Raw genomic sequence first — 14,102 nt, forward strand, 5'->3', positions numbered from 1 at the left:
TCACATGGACCCATCCCGATGCGCTTGTGGCTTCCCGCCTGGCTTCGCCCCGCCGCCAATTCGCAGGTTGCAGCACGGCTGGCGCAGGGCCAGTCGCCATGGATGGATGGCGTGCACCTGCTGTGGTCGAGCTGGGTGTTCGTGGTGCCGGTGTTTTCCTCGCGCGGGTACGACAGCACCTGGCTGCTGTGCACGCTGCTGTCCTATCCGGTGTTTTTGCTGCTGTACGCGCGCATGTTGCTGGCGCCGCGCGGCACCCTGTATCGCTATGCCTGGGCGATGGGTGTGCTCAGTGCTGCGTTGCTGCCGGTGTATCCCTCCGGCATCAGCTATTTCGTCTTCGCCTGCTGAGCCTGCGCCCGTCCACGCGGCATGCGGTGTGGCGACACTTCGCGATGCTGGTGGTGATGAACGCGCTGTACCTGGGCTGGGCGCACTGGCTGGGGATGCGCCTGCAGTCGCTGGTGTGGCTGCCGGTGTCGGTGCTGGGCATGGCTGCGGTTGGGGCTGTCTACAGCATCAACGAACGCAAGGACGCGTTGCTGAGGCTGTCGCAGGACGAAGTACGTCGATTGGCCGCCACCGCCGAGCGCGAGCGCATCGGGCGCGACCTGCACGATCTGCTCGGCCACACCTTGTCGTTGGTGGCGCTCAAGTCCGATCTGGCCGCGCGCCTGATCGAACGCGACCTGCAGGCCGCGCGCAGCGAGATCGATGCCGTGGCGCAGATTTCGCGCGATGCCTTGGCGCAGGTGCGGCGTGCGGTCACCGGCATCCGCGCCGCCGGGCTGGTGGCCGAGCTGGCATCGGCACGTGTGTTGCTGGAGATGGACGGCATCGTGCTGGAACACCAATTGGAGACGCTGGCATTGCCGCCCGAACATGAGACCGCCCTGGCCCTGGTGGTGCGCGAAGCGGCCACCAATGTGCAACGGCATGCGCAAGCCAGACGCGTACGCGTGAGCCTGCGCGCGCAAGGCGAGCAGGCGGTGCTGGACATCAGCGACGACGGGCGCGGCGGTGTGATCGTGCCCGGCAATGGCCTGGACGGCATGCGCACGCGCCTGCATGGACTGGGTGGCGCGCTGGAGGTGGAAGCACTGCCGCGCGGCATGCACCTGCGCGCCAGCGTGCCGTTGCCGCGCCCCACGCTGGCACCGGCACTGCCGCCATTGCCGGTGCCGCTGGTGCCGCAGTCGCGTTGATTGCACCTGCCTCGACTGCACCTGTCTCAATGCACGGCATGCGCCACGGCTGCTATCGTGCGCCACCGTTGTCTGCATGCGAGCGCGCGCGATGATCCGGGTGTTGTTGGCCGAAGACCAGGCGCTGCTGCGTGGCGCATTGGTCGCCTTGCTTGGACTGGAAGACGATATCGAGGTGGTCGGCAGCGCAGGCGATGGCGAAAGTGCCTGGCGCGAACTGCAACGCCTGCAGCCGGATGTGTTGATCACCGATATCGAAATGCCCCGCTTGACCGGCCTGGAGCTGGCCCAGCGCATCCAGCGCCAGGCACTGCCGGTGCGGGTGATGATCGTCACCACCTTCGCCCGCCCCGGGTTTTTGCGCCGCGCACTGGACGCCGGCGTCGCCGCGTATCTACTCAAGGATGCGCCGGCCGAACAACTGATCAGCGCGCTGCGTCAGGTGCAACGCGGCGGGCGGGTGATCGACCCGCAACTGGCAGTGGACGCGTGGGTGGAGGCCGACCCCTTGAGCGAACGCGAGCGCACCGTGTTGCGGTTGGCTGGCGAAGGCCGCTCGGCCAGCGAGATCGCGCAGCAACTGCAGCTATCGCACGGCACCGTGCGCAACTACCTGTCCGAATGCATCGGCAAGCTGGGGGTCGCCAATCGCATCGAAGCGTATCGCCTGGCGCGGCAGAAAGGCTGGCTGTGAAGCACCGACGCAAACGCGTTGCGGTGCCAGCCAGCGCGGCATTGGCCGCGCAATGCCGCGCATCAGTCGTGTACTGCCGCAGCGGGCAGCTTTCCAGACCGTGCCCGGATGCGGCTGACACCACGCCTGCGCTCACCGCCAGGCGGGCGCAGCAGGTGCGCGGTGCAGCATGCACCGCTGGCGCGCCTCGGTTCTGATCACGCAGTCCGCAGAGTCCGCCTTCAGCTGACGACTCCTCGCCGCGATTTGTCAGTCACTCTAAAAAGCCTGCCGTGCGCACGCAGGTACACTGCCGACCGAGTGATCACCGCGAGCGAACCGCATGAAATATCTGTGGCTGTTGGGTCTGCTGTGGGTCTGCGCGTTCAACGCGTCTGCAGAGCAATTCAAGATTCTGGTGGCGGCGATCCCCAACCAGTATCACCACGACTATATCCCGGTGGCCAAGCCGCAGTTCGAAGCGATGGCGCGCAAACATTATGTCGAGCTGGTATGGGCGTGGAATGCCAAGGCCTTCGATGGCGATCTATCGCAGTACGCGGCGATCGTGCTGCTCAACACACCGGCCACCGATCTGGATCCCACCCAACGTGCGAACTTTCAAAAATTTGTGCGCAACGGCGGCGGCGTGGTCGCGGTGCACAAGGCGTTTGCCATCAGGCGCGGCGAGTGGGAGTGGTACGACCATCTGATCGGCCGCTCGTTCCGCACCCATCCGTACATGCAGACTGCGATGGTGGATGTGGTGGACGCTAATTTCCCGGCCACTGCCGGCCTGCCCAAACGATGGGTGTGGACCGACGAATGGTACGAATACGATGCGCCGTACAGCGATGACCTGGTCACGCTGTTGACGGTGGACGAGACCAGCTACGACCCCACGCTGATCTGGCCCGGGCAGGTCGCCAAGGGCATGGGCAAGCAGCATCCGGTGGCGTGGTATCACCATTTCGAAGGCGGCCGCGTGTTCGCCACCGCGCTCGGCCATCTGGCCGAGGCCTACAACGATCCGCGTTATCTGGATCATCTATACGGCGGGATTTACTGGGCCGCGACCGGCAAAGGCATCGACGCATTTACGCCAGCGGCTGAAACAAAGCGCCAGCGTTAAGCATTAGCCCTTCTCCCCTCGGGAGAGGGGTTGGGGTGAGGGTACGGGGCAAAGCCACTTGTTGGCGAGAGGGATTACGAGGCTTCGCTCGTACCCTCATCCGCCCCTGCGGGGCACCTTCTCCCGGTGGGAGAAGGGACTAAGCCGCTTTGTGCGGGGCCTGGATCACCTCAAGGCTGGAGGCAATCAAGCCCCTCTCCCACCGGGAGAGGGGTTGGGGTGAGGGTACGTCCGCGCAGTGACATCACGCTGTGCAACACGTCTTCGACCACGCACCCACCCATCAACGCGCAGACCGCTCCCCGCGCGCCATGCTGGAAAACACACCATCCCGGCGCACCCACGCATGAAGCAACGCCGCGCTCAAATGCCCCAGCACGGTGGCAAACAACAGGTACGCCAACCAGCCATGCGCGCTGCGTAGCCACGCGTACAACGCAGGATCGTGCGGTGCGATCGGCGGCAATTGCGCGCCGGGCCACAACACGATCGGATACGCGCCGGCCGACAACATCGCCCAACCGATCAGCGGCATACCCAGCATCAGCGCATACAGCAACCAATGCGAGGCGATCGCAGCAGCTTTTTGCCACGCCGGCAGATCGGCCGGCAGCGGCGGCGGGCGGTTGCGCAGGCGGTTGATCAAGCGCAGCACCGCAAGGATCAGGATCGTAATACCCAGCGGACGATGCAGGTCGATCAACCACGGCCGCTGCGTCACCGAGGCCACCATGCCTACGCCGACAAACAACATGGTCAGGATCATCGCGGCCATCAGCCAATGCAGCACGCGTGCGGGCAGGTTGAAGTGGGTGCGGCTGCTCATGGGTGGGCTCCCTGGCCGGTGGCGGCGGCGCCTTGGCCGTTGGCGATTTCATGCTCGCGCCGATTGAACGATTGCGAATACACCGACGAACGCGCCGCCAGGATCGGGTCGTTCGAGCCGGCGATACCCTTGGGCAAAATCAGCGGGTCGTAGTTGAGATCGCGGCACGGGCCGGTGGCCTGCGGCTCGGCACGATCGATCGAGACGGTGCCGGCCACGATCTGCTTGCGGCCTTCCGGCCACGGCTGCGACGGATCGTCCACCGCATCGCCCGGTTCGGAGATGGTCAGCACCATGTCCCAACGCAACGGTCCCTGCGCCAGACGCTGATCGAGATCGGTGGCGAGAAAATCACCATCGGCCTTGGCACGCTGCTCGGCACTCAATTGCTTGAACGGCGTATGCGGGCGCATCGACCAGCGGATGTAACGCTCGCGTCCATCGGCGGCAATCGCTCGGAAGGAATTCACCCCGTTGTACTGCGTGTTGGCCCAACTGTCCGACCACGGCGCGGTCTTGGCCCACTGCTGGAACTTGGCCGCTTCCGGATACTGCTTGCCGAACGCGGCCAGCTTGGCCGGATCGGGTTTGCCGGTGGCCGGGTCGGGCTTGGAGGCCACATTGAGCGCTTGAAAACCCGCTGGCGTGGCCACCACGAAGAACGGAAAACTGTTCATCGCGGTGCGCCATTCCTGCCCGTCGTCGCTGCGCAACAGCAGCGCCATGCTGCGTACGCGCGCCGCGCCATCGGCGCCATGCGGGTCGCCGCCGCCGATCGACATGCGCCCCAGCACCGGCGTGCTGGCCTGGCTGAAGATGCGTGCCGACGACAGCCAGGTGGCCTTGCCGCTGGCCTTGAATTCGCCGCTCACACACACGCCCTTGGTATGCGCGCGGCGAAAGCCCGGGTGCGGCGGCCCGCTGGATTCGATGGTGTCGGTCATGCGCGCGGCGGTGAGCCGGTCGCTACCGATCCAGCCGGCAGTCCAGGCGAATGCCACCGCGATGCCGCCGGCAATCGCAGCGATGCCGAGCAGCGGCGCCACAGCACGTGAGCGCTGCGGCGGTGGAGAGGGAGGTGGCACGTTCATGGCTGGCTCCGGTGGGCGATGCAATGAGGGTCGATGCGGTACTGAGTCAATGCAGTAAGACAATGTGCGGCGCAGTGATGGTCAGGCCCGCCAACGTGCGGCGCAGGCACGACCCGTCGGCGAATAGTCCACGCTCCAGTGCGTCTACTGTGTGATGCCGCCACCAAAGCGGCCGATGAATGATCCCGATGACGGGCAATGGCGCAGCGTGCTGAGGGCATTACGCCTTCGACCCGCTCGGCTAGGGATATCCAAAGGACGCTGAAGCTCGAGCGCTCGGTCGGCTTGAGAGGGTAATCGAACGGTGTGGATGCGTCGGTTGTAGAGCATTGGTGCTGCGACTTGGCTGCAGGGCCCTTGCCCGCCCACCGTCGCGGGACACGCCGCAAGTACGTCCATGTAGGCTCTTACGCGGCATCCATGCCGCGTAAGGTCCCGCGACGGTGGGCGGGCAAGGACCAGTCGGGATGGTCGATGTGCATGGTTACGAGCCGTGAATGCGGCGCGGATGTCATGCGGTGCGGCTTGATCACGCACTTTAATCCGATCAACGTCGCTGCCATTGTCGACATTACTTCACTCGTCAACGAAGGCGAGTTTGTTGAACGCCGTGGTGTCAGCCGGCCTCAGCCACCGTAACGCTGCTTGAGCATCGCGTAAGCCGAGCGCAACGCCAATGCTTCGCCACCGGCCGGGCGGCCGGGGCGGTCGCTGTCGTTCCAGGCGTAGACGTCCAGATGCGCCCACAGCTGGCCGGGTGCGACAAAGCGCTCTAGATACAACGCGGCAGTGACGGCGCCAGCCATGCGCGAGCCTGCGTTGGCCATGTCGGCCACGTGGCTGTTGAGATAGCGCAAGTACGGGCGCCACAGCGGCATGCGCCACACCGGGTCGCGGGTCTGCTCGCCGGCACTCAGCCAGGCCTGCGCCAGGGCATCGTCGTTGGCGAACAGCGCAGGCAGATCCGGGCCCAATGCGATACGCGCGGCACCGGTAAGCGTTGCGAAATCCAGGATCAACTCGGGACGCTGCTCGGTGGCATAGCTCAGCGCATCGCACAGCACCAGGCGGCCTTCGGCATCGGTGTTGTCCACTTCCACCGTGACACCGGCGCGGGTGGTGATGACCTCGCCGGGGCGGAACGCATCCGGGCCAATGGCGTTTTCCACTGCAGGAATCAGCAAGGTCAGCCGCACCGGCAACTGCTGCGCCATGACCAGGCCGGCCAGTGCCAGCGCATGCGCCGCGCCGCCCATGTCCTTTTTCATGTTGCGCATGCCATCGGCCGGCTTCAGATCCAGCCCGCCGGTGTCGAAGCACACGCCCTTGCCGACCAGCACCAGATGCGGATGCTCGGTCGCGCCCCAGCGCAGCGCGATCAGACGCGGCGCGCGATGCGAGGCGCGTCCCACTGCATGGATGGTGGGGAAGTTCTGCGCCAGCAACTGCTCGCCGACGATCGCCTCGACCTGCGCGCCATGCGTTTGCGCCAGTGCGCGCGTGGCATCTTCCAGTTGTTGCGGGCCCATGTCTTCGGTGGGTGTGTTGACCCAGTCGCGCACGCGCAGGCAGGCTTCGATCAATGCGCGGGTTTCCGCCGATGGCGCGGCCGCCAGTTCGGCCGGTGCACGCGGCAGCTTGCGATAGCGCGAGAAGCGGTACGCGCCCAAGCCCCAGCCCAGGTGCAGCAGCGCCTGTTCGGTGTCGCTCAATGCGCTGGCCAGTGTCCAGCGGCTCGCCGGCGGCAACGCCATCGGTGCATGTGCGTAGGCGTAGGCATCGGCGCGGTCGCCGATGCCCAGGATCGCCCCGGCCAGCCCGTTTTCGCCTGGCAACAACAACACGCTGCCCTGTGTGGCATCGAAGCGCTGCGCCTGCGCCCACGACAACACACGCGTGGGCTGCTCGGCGCACCAACCTGCAAAGCCTGCGCGGTCGAGCACATACAGCGGCAACGCGGCGGCGTTGGGATCGATGAAACCGGTGAGCTGCGACATGGGAATCCTTGAATGCGGCGCCGTGCGCCGAGCAATAGTGGCTCAGGCGGGAAGGCGGACGCCATCGTGTGCGGCGCCTGGATGCGACCGGTGTGCGTCGAGCCAATCGGCCAGCCCGGCCATGGAGTCGAATTCCAGATCGGGCTGCTGTGTGGGGTGCGACCACTGCGCGCCTTCGCGATTGATCCAGCATGCGCGCAAGCCGGCATCCAGCGCGCCGAGCACGTCCATGCGCACGTGGTCGCCGACATGCAGCACCTGGGCCGGCGGCGCGTCCAGCCGCGCGCATGCGGCCAGGAAGATGCTTGGGTCGGGTTTTGCGCTGCCGTGTTCGCGCGAGCCCAGCTGAAACGCAAAGTGATGCATCAGCCCGATGCGCTGCAGATCGGCGTTGCCGTTGCTGAGCGCCGCCACCGGCACATGTGCGGCAATGCGCGCCAGTGCGTCGAGCGCGTCCGGATAGCATTCCACCTGGTTGCGCGCGGCGTAGAACACCTCATAGGCGGGTTCGAGCAACGCCAGATCGCCACCGCTCTCGCGCAGTGCCATTTCCAGCGTCAACCGGCGCAGCGCGCTGAGGTCGTGATGCAGGTGCGGGTTGTCGGCAAAGCTGCGCTCACGCAGCTCGCGCATTGCCGCTACCGGGAAGCGCTCGGCAGTGACCGGGCTGTGCTCGCGCATCCAGTCGTACAGCACCTGATCGATCCGCGCCCCGATCGGCGCAAAGGGCCACAACGTATCGTCGAGGTCGAGAGTGATGGCGCTGATGTGGAAGCTCATCGGCAGATTTTACGGTTGTTGCGATGAAAAGGGGATTGGGGAGTCGGGATTGGAGATTCGCAACGGCAGATGTGCGGTTGCTTTTACCAATCCTCAATGCCGAATCCCTATTCCCAGTCACTCAAGCAACCGCGCCCAACGCTGCATCCCCTCCACCCGGCTCAGCACCATCTTGATGCAAACCAGCAGCGGCACCGCCAGCAGCAGGCCCACCATGCCCCACAGCCAGCCGAACAGCATCAGCGCCAGGATCAGCATCAGCGGCGAGATCGCCATGCGTCGGCCCAGCACGATCGGGGTCACTACCTGGCCTTCGATGGTGTGCAGCGCCAGATACAGGATCGCCGGCAGCATCGCCGACAAGGTGGTGCGGAATTCCACAAAACCCATCAGCAGCATCAGCATCACGCCGATCAGCGGGCCCACATACGGCGCAAAGTTGAGCAGCGCCACCACCGTGCCCCACAGCAAGGCTTCGGGCAGCGGAATCTTGAGCGCATACAGAATGCCGGCGAAGACCAGACCCACCAGCGTATTGATCACGCTGATGGTGAGCACATAGCGCGAGACCTCGCGTTCGATGTCCAGCATGATTTCGGTGGTGAAGCGCTGTTGCTGTCGATTGGGCAGCAAGGCGATGGCATGCCGCTGCAGGCTTTCGCCATAGACCATGAAGAAGAACGTCAGCAGCACCACCGCCAGCACCGAGGCTGCCAATTTGGGCGTACGCACCAGCGCCTTGTACGGGTCGTCCATCTGCGTGCGCACGATCTGCACATTGCGCTGGCCTTCGCCGCCGGCCGCGCGTGCGAAATTTTCCGCGGCCTGGTTGGCCTGCATCACTGGTTTGGTGAGATCGCGCACATCGCGCGCGATCTGGCGCATCTGCCGCGGTGCCTGCTGCACCCATTCCGCAGCCGGGCCGGCCAATTGCGCGGCCAGCGCCACGGTGCCGGCCAGGCCCAGGCACAACACCATGAAGGCGCCAAGAAAACGTGGGATATAGAGTTTGCGCAAGCCGCGCAGGATGGGATTGCCGATCAGTGCGAAGAACGCCGCCAGCATCACCGGCAGGATGATCGTCTGCGCTGCCCACAAGGTGTAGCCCACCGCCAGCGTGGCCAGCACCACCAACGAGACCGGGGCCCGCGGGCGCGGTGCCGGTGGGGGCGGGAGCGATTCTGCCGGGACGGCAGCATCCAATGAGTCGATGGGAAGAGACATGCGCGCCCTGGCAGCAGACTGGCGTGGTGCCAGCGGTGGGCCATTATCGGCAGAACGCGTCAACAGCGCGCACAGAGTCTGTGCGCATCACGTCAGTATCGAAAGTGCGGTGGCGGACTCGGCCGCACAGGCAGGCACACAAAGGCACACGGCGCCACCTTCAGCGCAGCAATCAGGCTGCGCGCTCTACCGGCACTTGCACCACGGTCACCGGCGGATCGGCAGCAACCTCTTCGGCGTTGTCGGCCGCACGTTCGGCCTGCTCGGAGGCCTCCTGCGCGCGATGTGCGGTAAACAGTGCGGAGATCGTGCTGATCATCTGCAGAATCTTCGGGATACCGCCCAGCTTGCTGGCGATGCTGCCAAGCGCGGCTTGCGGTTCGTTGCGGCCAGTGACAAAGCCCAGTCCGAAACCCACCACCACGATGCGCAGCGGCGACCAGCCAGCACGCCATGTCTGGCGTAATTCACCCCAATGCTGACGCGTTTCTTGGGCGCGCCCTTCCACCAGAAATTCAGCGCGCTCGACGCGCTGACGCAAGGTGCCAAACTTCATGTACGCGCTCCATTGCTGGGCGATGCAGTGGCATCGTCGTCGTCATTGCTGTCATCGAAGATGCCCAGCTTGATCAGCTGACGACGTGTTGCATTCAAGCCGGTGTGATCGAAGTAGAAGAACACCCGCCACGCCGCGATGCCGGTGACCAGCAAACTGGCCAACGCGGTGAAGAACATCGCCTGGAACCACGACAACCCGGCGCGCTGCAACAACGCAATGATCGCGCCTGCCAACAACAACCATGATGAAGCGCCGAAGACCACGGCAACGCATGCCCATGCCAGGCCGCGCCCGAAGGCACTACGTGCAAGTTGCAGATCGGCCGACACCAGCCGGCGTAATGCGCGGCTGGTGTCCTTGGCCGAGCCCAGCGTCGCACGACCGGCAGCGCCGACCGCGCGCACGCTTTCGTCCAGTCCTGGCGTTTCCGCACGCGCGTTGGGCGCGTCGGATGCTCCAGCTGTAGAGGCCTGATCGCTCACGACTTAGTTGTCGTTGCTGCGTGCCAGCTTGGCAATGATCCAGCCGGTCGCAAATGCAACGCCGAACGCAGCCAGCGGACGCTCGCGGATCAGATCGGTGGCGCTTTCCAGCAGGTCGTTGCCCTTGCTGACCAGCACATCGAGCTGTTCTTTGGCAGCGGCGCCGCCGAACTCTGCAGCTGCCATGCCGGCCAGTGCGGTGTCGGACAGCTCTGCCTTGACGTTGGCGCGACCGAGCTTGAGCTCATCGCCCGCAGCGCTGGTGGCGCCCTTGACCGCTTCGCCTGCAGCGCTGGCAGCGGACTTCAGGTGGGTGCTGGCTTCGCTCAGATTCTCTTTCAGCTGATCGGTATTGGTGGGGCTCATGCGATATCTCCTTCGGTCATTGATGGCAGCCGCGACAGCATGCGGGCGTGTTGCAGCAATAGCATCGCTGCGGTGTAGGGGGTGTTAGTGGACGTGCATCGCAGTGCACGCCACGTCAACGCATCAACGCGTCGTACTGCGCGTTGCCACGCAAGATGCGTACAACCAATTGCTGCGGTTTGCGTTGAAAGTTGGCGCGCCAGCTGGCCAGATCGGCAAACTCGCCCACGCTGCTGGCCACGATCACGTCGCCGCTGACCAGACCATTGGCTGCGGCACGACCGCCGCGTTTGACCTCGCTGACCATCACCCCGGTGATGCCGGATTGGCGCAGCGATTCGGGCAGGTCCACAAAGGTGGCCCCGCCCAGGCGTGGGTCGAGCATGTCGCCGGTGACCGCGCGATCCTGTTCTTTCAGTGTGGCGCTGAGCTTGAGCGGTTTGCCGTCGCGACGAATCTCCAAGGTCACCGCACTTCCCACCGCTTGCAGGCCTTCGTAGTTGTGCAAGGCTTCGGCACTGTCCACGCGTTGGTCGTTGGCCGCCACCACCACATCGCCCGGCTGCACGCCTGCGGCCGCAGCAGCGGAACCTGGCAACACGCGCGTCACCAGGGCGCCGCGCAACGAATCCACACCTAGGCCCTGCAGCATCTGCTGGGTAAGGTTCTGGGTTTCCAGCCCGAGCGTGCCGCGCACCACCACGCCCTTGGTGACCAATTGCTCCACCGCGTTGCGCGCCAGGTTGGAGGGGATCGCCAGGCCCAGCCCGATATTGCCGGCCATGCTGCCCTGCGGATTGAAGCTGGCAGTATTGATGCCCACCAGCTGGCCTTGCAGATTGACCAGCGCGCCGCCGGAGTTACCCGGATTGATCGAAGCATCGGTCTGGATGAAGTTCTGGTAGCCCAGCCCGCGAATGCCGCTGCGGCCCACCGCCGAGACGATGCCGGAGGTGACCGTCTGGGTGAAGCCGAACGGGTTGCCGATCGCCACCACAAAATCGCCCACGCGCAACGCGCTGCTATCGGCCAGTTTGATGTCGGTGAGCTTGTCGGCCTTGATGCGGATCAGCGCGATATCGGTATCGGCGTCGGAGCCGATGAAGTCGGCCTTGACGGTGCGCCCGTCGCCCAGCGTGACCTGCACGTCGTCGGCATTTTCGATGACATGGTGGTTGGTCAGCACGTAGCCCTTTTGCGCATCGATGATCACGCCCGAGCCGAGCGATTCGTTGATGCGGTCCTGCGGAATTTCCGGAAACAGCCGGCGCAGGATGGGGTCGTTGAAGAACGGGTTGCGCACGCGCACCACTTGCTTGGTGTTGACGCTCACAACCGCCGGCATCGCCTGCTGCAGCATCGGCGCCAACGACGGCACCGGTTGCCCGGCGACGGCGGCCGGCAACGCGGCGGCGGCGGGCAAGGTAAAGCTGGCAGTGCCGGCCGGGGTGGCCTCGGCGCGGTTGTCCAGCCAGGCATTGATGCCGGTGGCGGCGAATCCGCCGAACGCGGCGGCCAATGAAAGTGTCAGCAGGGTGGGCAGCGGTCGCATGCAACGGAATCCGGTTACGCGGTGGAAGAGGAATAGGGCGTCTGACTGCGTAAATCAAGCTGAACGAGAGTGCCAGTGCGCAATTTAACTCCTGGTGAAAGCGCCGCGCACCCCTTGCAGGCCTTGCGTTGACAGCCGCTTGAGCCCGGCGTAGCGTCCGCTTGATCCGATGCCTGTTCAGCATACGCATGCCGTCGTGCATCGCCTGCGTTTTTCAGAAATGACGCCCTTAAGGAGGGTCTATGAGCAACGGCAATGGTGTGACGGCAACCCTGTCCGACGCCGTCGACAGCGTAAAAAGCACGGCCACCGAACTGACCGAAACCATCGCCAGCACCACCAGCGAGGCAGTTGCCAGCGTGCAGGACGCAGCCGGCACGGCGGTGGAAGAGGTCAAGACGCGCGTGGCCAAGGCACGCAAGGCCGTGGTCAAGGTCGAAAAACGCGTGGTCAAAAAAGCCAATGAAGCGGCCACTGCCGTCACGCGCAGCGTGGCCAAGACCCAGCGCTCGCTGGTGGCGACCAAGGAGGCTGCCAAGGACAAGCTGACGGCCACCAAAGACGCTGCCAAGCAGAAGCTGAGCACGACCAAAGACGCAGCAAAGCAGAAGTTGACCGCGACCAAGGATGCGGCCAAGCAGAAGCTGACCAGCAGCACCGCTGCGGCCAGGCAGAAACTTGCCAGCACCAAGGCCAGCGCCAGGCAGAAGCTGGAAATCGCCAAGGCCAACGCCAAGGCCGAAGCGGCGGCATTGACTGCCAAGACCGCTGCCAAGAGCGCGGCGCGCAAGAGCGCAGTGGCCAAGGTCGGCGCGCGCTCGGCGGCGAAGAAGGCTGCGGCCAAGTCGGCTGCCGTCAAGAAGCCGGTCGCCAAGACCATTGCCAAGACCACGGCCAAAAAAGCGCCAGTGGCCAAGCAGACCGCGACCAAGCAGGCAGCCGTGAAGAAGGCGTCGATCAAGAAGGCGGTGACCAAGACCGCCTTGAAGAAAGCCGCCAAGGTCACCAAGACCCCGGCAACGCGCGCAGTGGCCAAGACCACCGCCGCACGCAAGGCCGTCGGCAAGAAAGTCGCCAAGCGCGTGACGCGCTGATGCTGCAGCGCCGAGATGGCGCTGCACGTTGATAACGCGTTGGTATTGCAGACCGATAAAAGGCCGGCACTGTTTGTACAGCGTCGGCCTTTTGCATGGGTTGATTGCTGATGAGGCGATCGTTTTCTTACTGTGCTCATGTTGTCGAGCAAGCGATGACGTTCCAGCCGCACGTGGCTTCGCGCGTATCCTCATCCGGCGCTGCGCCACCTTCTCCCGGTGGGAGAAGGGAGCAAGGTCAAAGCCCCTCTCCCCCCGGGAGAGGGGTTGGGGTAAGGGTACGAGGCGAAGCCCACGTGTCTTTCCAACTGCACGAGGCTTCGCTCGTACCCTCATCCGGCGCTACGCGCCACCTTCTCCCGATGCGAGAAGGGAACTGAACACCACTGCTTTCCAATTCTCAGTTCTCAGTTCTCAGTTCTCAGTTCTCAGTTCGCAACTCCACGCTACTCCATGCCCTTCACCAACTGCTCGGCACCCTTGCGAATGCCGGCTTTTGCCGCGTCGTATGCACCCAGGCTGGCCTTGATGTTCATCGCGCTCGGATACTGCTTTTCGACATAGGCAGCGAGCAGGCGATTGCTCTGTGCATCGAAGATTTCCACCGCATAGCTGACCGAGCCGGAGAACGCGCCTTCCTTGCCGCGCGCGGCCTGCACCGCGTTGTAGGAACCGCCGCCCAGATCCACCTTCATGAAGGTGCCGAGTACCCGCTTGCTGGGCTTGGCGCCGGTCAGAGTGATACGCACACGTAAGCTGTCGCGCTCTGCCGTGGTCGCGCGCTGCCAGCGCTGCCCGATCGCATTGCCGAACTCCTGCTGCATGTAGTCGGCCAACATACGTTTGTCCTGCTCGGGCACGTCTTCGAATTGCGCGTCCGGGCCGCGATAGATACTCACCGGCTCGATCAGCGCGGCACGGTAGCGGGTCCAATCCACTTCGCTCTCGTAGGAATACGGCATGCGGTCGCCGCGGCTGCCGTCGTGCGGGCGCAGATAACTAGCGGACGGCAGTTGGCTATACGGCATCGGACGCGTGCTGGCGCAGCCGATCAGCGTCACGCTAACCATTACGAGCGCGCAGCAACGGACAGAAAAAGAGTGCGACATGAAAAAGTACCT

General features: G+C 64.7%; 13 protein-coding genes and 1 pseudogene. 4 read left to right on the plus strand and 10 right to left on the minus strand.

Features of this window, described 5'->3' with window-relative positions:
• The first annotated feature begins 18 nt into the window (after window positions 1-18).
• The 3 genes and pseudogenes from NYR97_RS10425 to NYR97_RS10435 all read left to right on the plus strand — a co-directional run bounded on the left by NYR97_RS10425 (window position 19) and on the right by NYR97_RS10435 (window position 3,010).
• Window positions 19-1,205, plus strand: a pseudogene (locus NYR97_RS10425) (sensor histidine kinase).
• A 91-nt stretch (window positions 1,206-1,296) separates the two neighbouring features.
• On the plus strand, window positions 1,297-1,899 hold the full coding sequence (locus NYR97_RS10430; RefSeq protein ID WP_316697844.1) for a response regulator transcription factor: 603 nt from the start codon (window positions 1,297-1,299) through the stop codon (window positions 1,897-1,899).
• A gap of 322 nt (window positions 1,900-2,221) precedes the next feature.
• A complete protein-coding gene (locus NYR97_RS10435; protein ID WP_316697845.1) occupies window positions 2,222-3,010 on the plus strand; it encodes a ThuA domain-containing protein in 789 nt (262 codons plus the stop codon).
• 283 nt (window positions 3,011-3,293) lie between these two features.
• Here NYR97_RS10435 and NYR97_RS10440 read toward each other — a convergent pair whose 3' ends face one another.
• The 9 genes from NYR97_RS10440 to NYR97_RS10480 form a co-directional block, all read right to left on the minus strand.
• On the minus strand, window positions 3,294-3,836 hold the full coding sequence (locus NYR97_RS10440; protein WP_316697846.1) for a cytochrome b: 543 nt from the start codon (window positions 3,834-3,836) through the stop codon (window positions 3,294-3,296).
• Window positions 3,833-4,927, minus strand: a complete 1,095-nt coding sequence (locus NYR97_RS10445; RefSeq protein WP_316697847.1) for a catalase family peroxidase — start codon at window positions 4,925-4,927, stop codon at window positions 3,833-3,835. Before NYR97_RS10445 ends, NYR97_RS10440 begins: the two co-directional genes overlap by 4 nt.
• 626 nt (window positions 4,928-5,553) lie before the next feature.
• Window positions 5,554-6,924 (minus strand): leucyl aminopeptidase family protein, encoded by a 1,371-nt coding sequence (locus NYR97_RS10450; protein WP_316697849.1) that lies wholly within the window; start codon window positions 6,922-6,924, stop codon window positions 5,554-5,556.
• A gap of 42 nt (window positions 6,925-6,966) precedes the next feature.
• Window positions 6,967-7,704, minus strand: a complete 738-nt coding sequence (locus NYR97_RS10455) for an HAD family hydrolase (RefSeq protein WP_316697850.1) — start codon at window positions 7,702-7,704, stop codon at window positions 6,967-6,969.
• 117 nt (window positions 7,705-7,821) lie between these two features.
• Window positions 7,822-8,928: an AI-2E family transporter gene (locus tag NYR97_RS10460; protein ID WP_316697851.1), complete on the minus strand. Its 1,107-nt coding sequence runs from the start codon at window positions 8,926-8,928 to the stop codon at window positions 7,822-7,824.
• A 172-nt stretch (window positions 8,929-9,100) separates the two neighbouring features.
• On the minus strand, window positions 9,101-9,484 hold the full coding sequence (locus NYR97_RS10465; protein WP_316697852.1) for a hypothetical protein: 384 nt from the start codon (window positions 9,482-9,484) through the stop codon (window positions 9,101-9,103).
• Window positions 9,481-9,969, minus strand: a complete 489-nt coding sequence (locus NYR97_RS10470) for a hypothetical protein (protein ID WP_023905507.1) — start codon at window positions 9,967-9,969, stop codon at window positions 9,481-9,483. Before NYR97_RS10470 ends, NYR97_RS10465 begins: the two co-directional genes overlap by 4 nt.
• Window positions 9,970-9,972: 3 nt before the next feature.
• Window positions 9,973-10,335: a hypothetical protein gene (locus tag NYR97_RS10475; protein ID WP_006450942.1), complete on the minus strand. Its 363-nt coding sequence runs from the start codon at window positions 10,333-10,335 to the stop codon at window positions 9,973-9,975.
• A gap of 115 nt (window positions 10,336-10,450) precedes the next feature.
• Window positions 10,451-11,887 (minus strand): Do family serine endopeptidase, encoded by a 1,437-nt coding sequence (locus NYR97_RS10480; RefSeq protein ID WP_316697853.1) that lies wholly within the window; start codon window positions 11,885-11,887, stop codon window positions 10,451-10,453.
• A 242-nt stretch (window positions 11,888-12,129) separates the two neighbouring features.
• On the opposite strand from NYR97_RS10480, the gene NYR97_RS10485 reads away from it, so the two are divergent.
• Window positions 12,130-12,981, plus strand: a complete 852-nt coding sequence (locus NYR97_RS10485) for a histidine biosynthesis protein HisIE (RefSeq protein WP_316697854.1) — start codon at window positions 12,130-12,132, stop codon at window positions 12,979-12,981.
• A 446-nt stretch (window positions 12,982-13,427) separates the two neighbouring features.
• Here the strand turns inward: NYR97_RS10485 and NYR97_RS10490 are convergent, their stop codons facing one another.
• Complete coding sequence (locus tag NYR97_RS10490; RefSeq protein ID WP_205392799.1) at window positions 13,428-14,090, minus strand: DUF3313 domain-containing protein; 663 nt, start codon at window positions 14,088-14,090, stop codon at window positions 13,428-13,430.
• Window positions 14,091-14,102 lie beyond the last annotated feature (12 nt).

The sequence above is a fragment of the Xanthomonas hydrangeae genome (assembly GCF_032697525.1).
In the GTDB taxonomy this organism is placed as follows: domain Bacteria; phylum Pseudomonadota; class Gammaproteobacteria; order Xanthomonadales; family Xanthomonadaceae; genus Xanthomonas; species Xanthomonas hydrangeae.

Excerpts from the sequence above, each read along its gene's own strand:
- NYR97_RS10435 (WP_316697845.1), top strand. The coding sequence starts at position 2,222 with ATGAAATATCTGTGGCTGTTGGGTCTGCTGTGGGTCTGCGCGTTCAAC.
- NYR97_RS10475 (WP_006450942.1), bottom strand. The coding sequence starts at position 10,335 with ATGAGCCCCACCAATACCGATCAGCTGAAAGAGAATCTGAGCGAAGCC.
- NYR97_RS10460 (WP_316697851.1), bottom strand. The coding sequence starts at position 8,928 with ATGTCTCTTCCCATCGACTCATTGGATGCTGCCGTCCCGGCAGAATCG.
- NYR97_RS10445 (WP_316697847.1), bottom strand. The coding sequence starts at position 4,927 with ATGAACGTGCCACCTCCCTCTCCACCGCCGCAGCGCTCACGTGCTGTG.
- NYR97_RS10430 (WP_316697844.1), top strand. The coding sequence starts at position 1,297 with ATGATCCGGGTGTTGTTGGCCGAAGACCAGGCGCTGCTGCGTGGCGCA.
- NYR97_RS10480 (WP_316697853.1), bottom strand. The coding sequence starts at position 11,887 with ATGCGACCGCTGCCCACCCTGCTGACACTTTCATTGGCCGCCGCGTTC.
- NYR97_RS10440 (WP_316697846.1), bottom strand. The coding sequence starts at position 3,836 with ATGAGCAGCCGCACCCACTTCAACCTGCCCGCACGCGTGCTGCATTGG.
- NYR97_RS10455 (WP_316697850.1), bottom strand. The coding sequence starts at position 7,704 with ATGAGCTTCCACATCAGCGCCATCACTCTCGACCTCGACGATACGTTG.
- NYR97_RS10450 (WP_316697849.1), bottom strand. The coding sequence starts at position 6,924 with ATGTCGCAGCTCACCGGTTTCATCGATCCCAACGCCGCCGCGTTGCCG.
- NYR97_RS10465 (WP_316697852.1), bottom strand. The coding sequence starts at position 9,484 with ATGAAGTTTGGCACCTTGCGTCAGCGCGTCGAGCGCGCTGAATTTCTG.
- NYR97_RS10490 (WP_205392799.1), bottom strand. The coding sequence starts at position 14,090 with ATGTCGCACTCTTTTTCTGTCCGTTGCTGCGCGCTCGTAATGGTTAGC.
- NYR97_RS10485 (WP_316697854.1), top strand. The coding sequence starts at position 12,130 with ATGAGCAACGGCAATGGTGTGACGGCAACCCTGTCCGACGCCGTCGAC.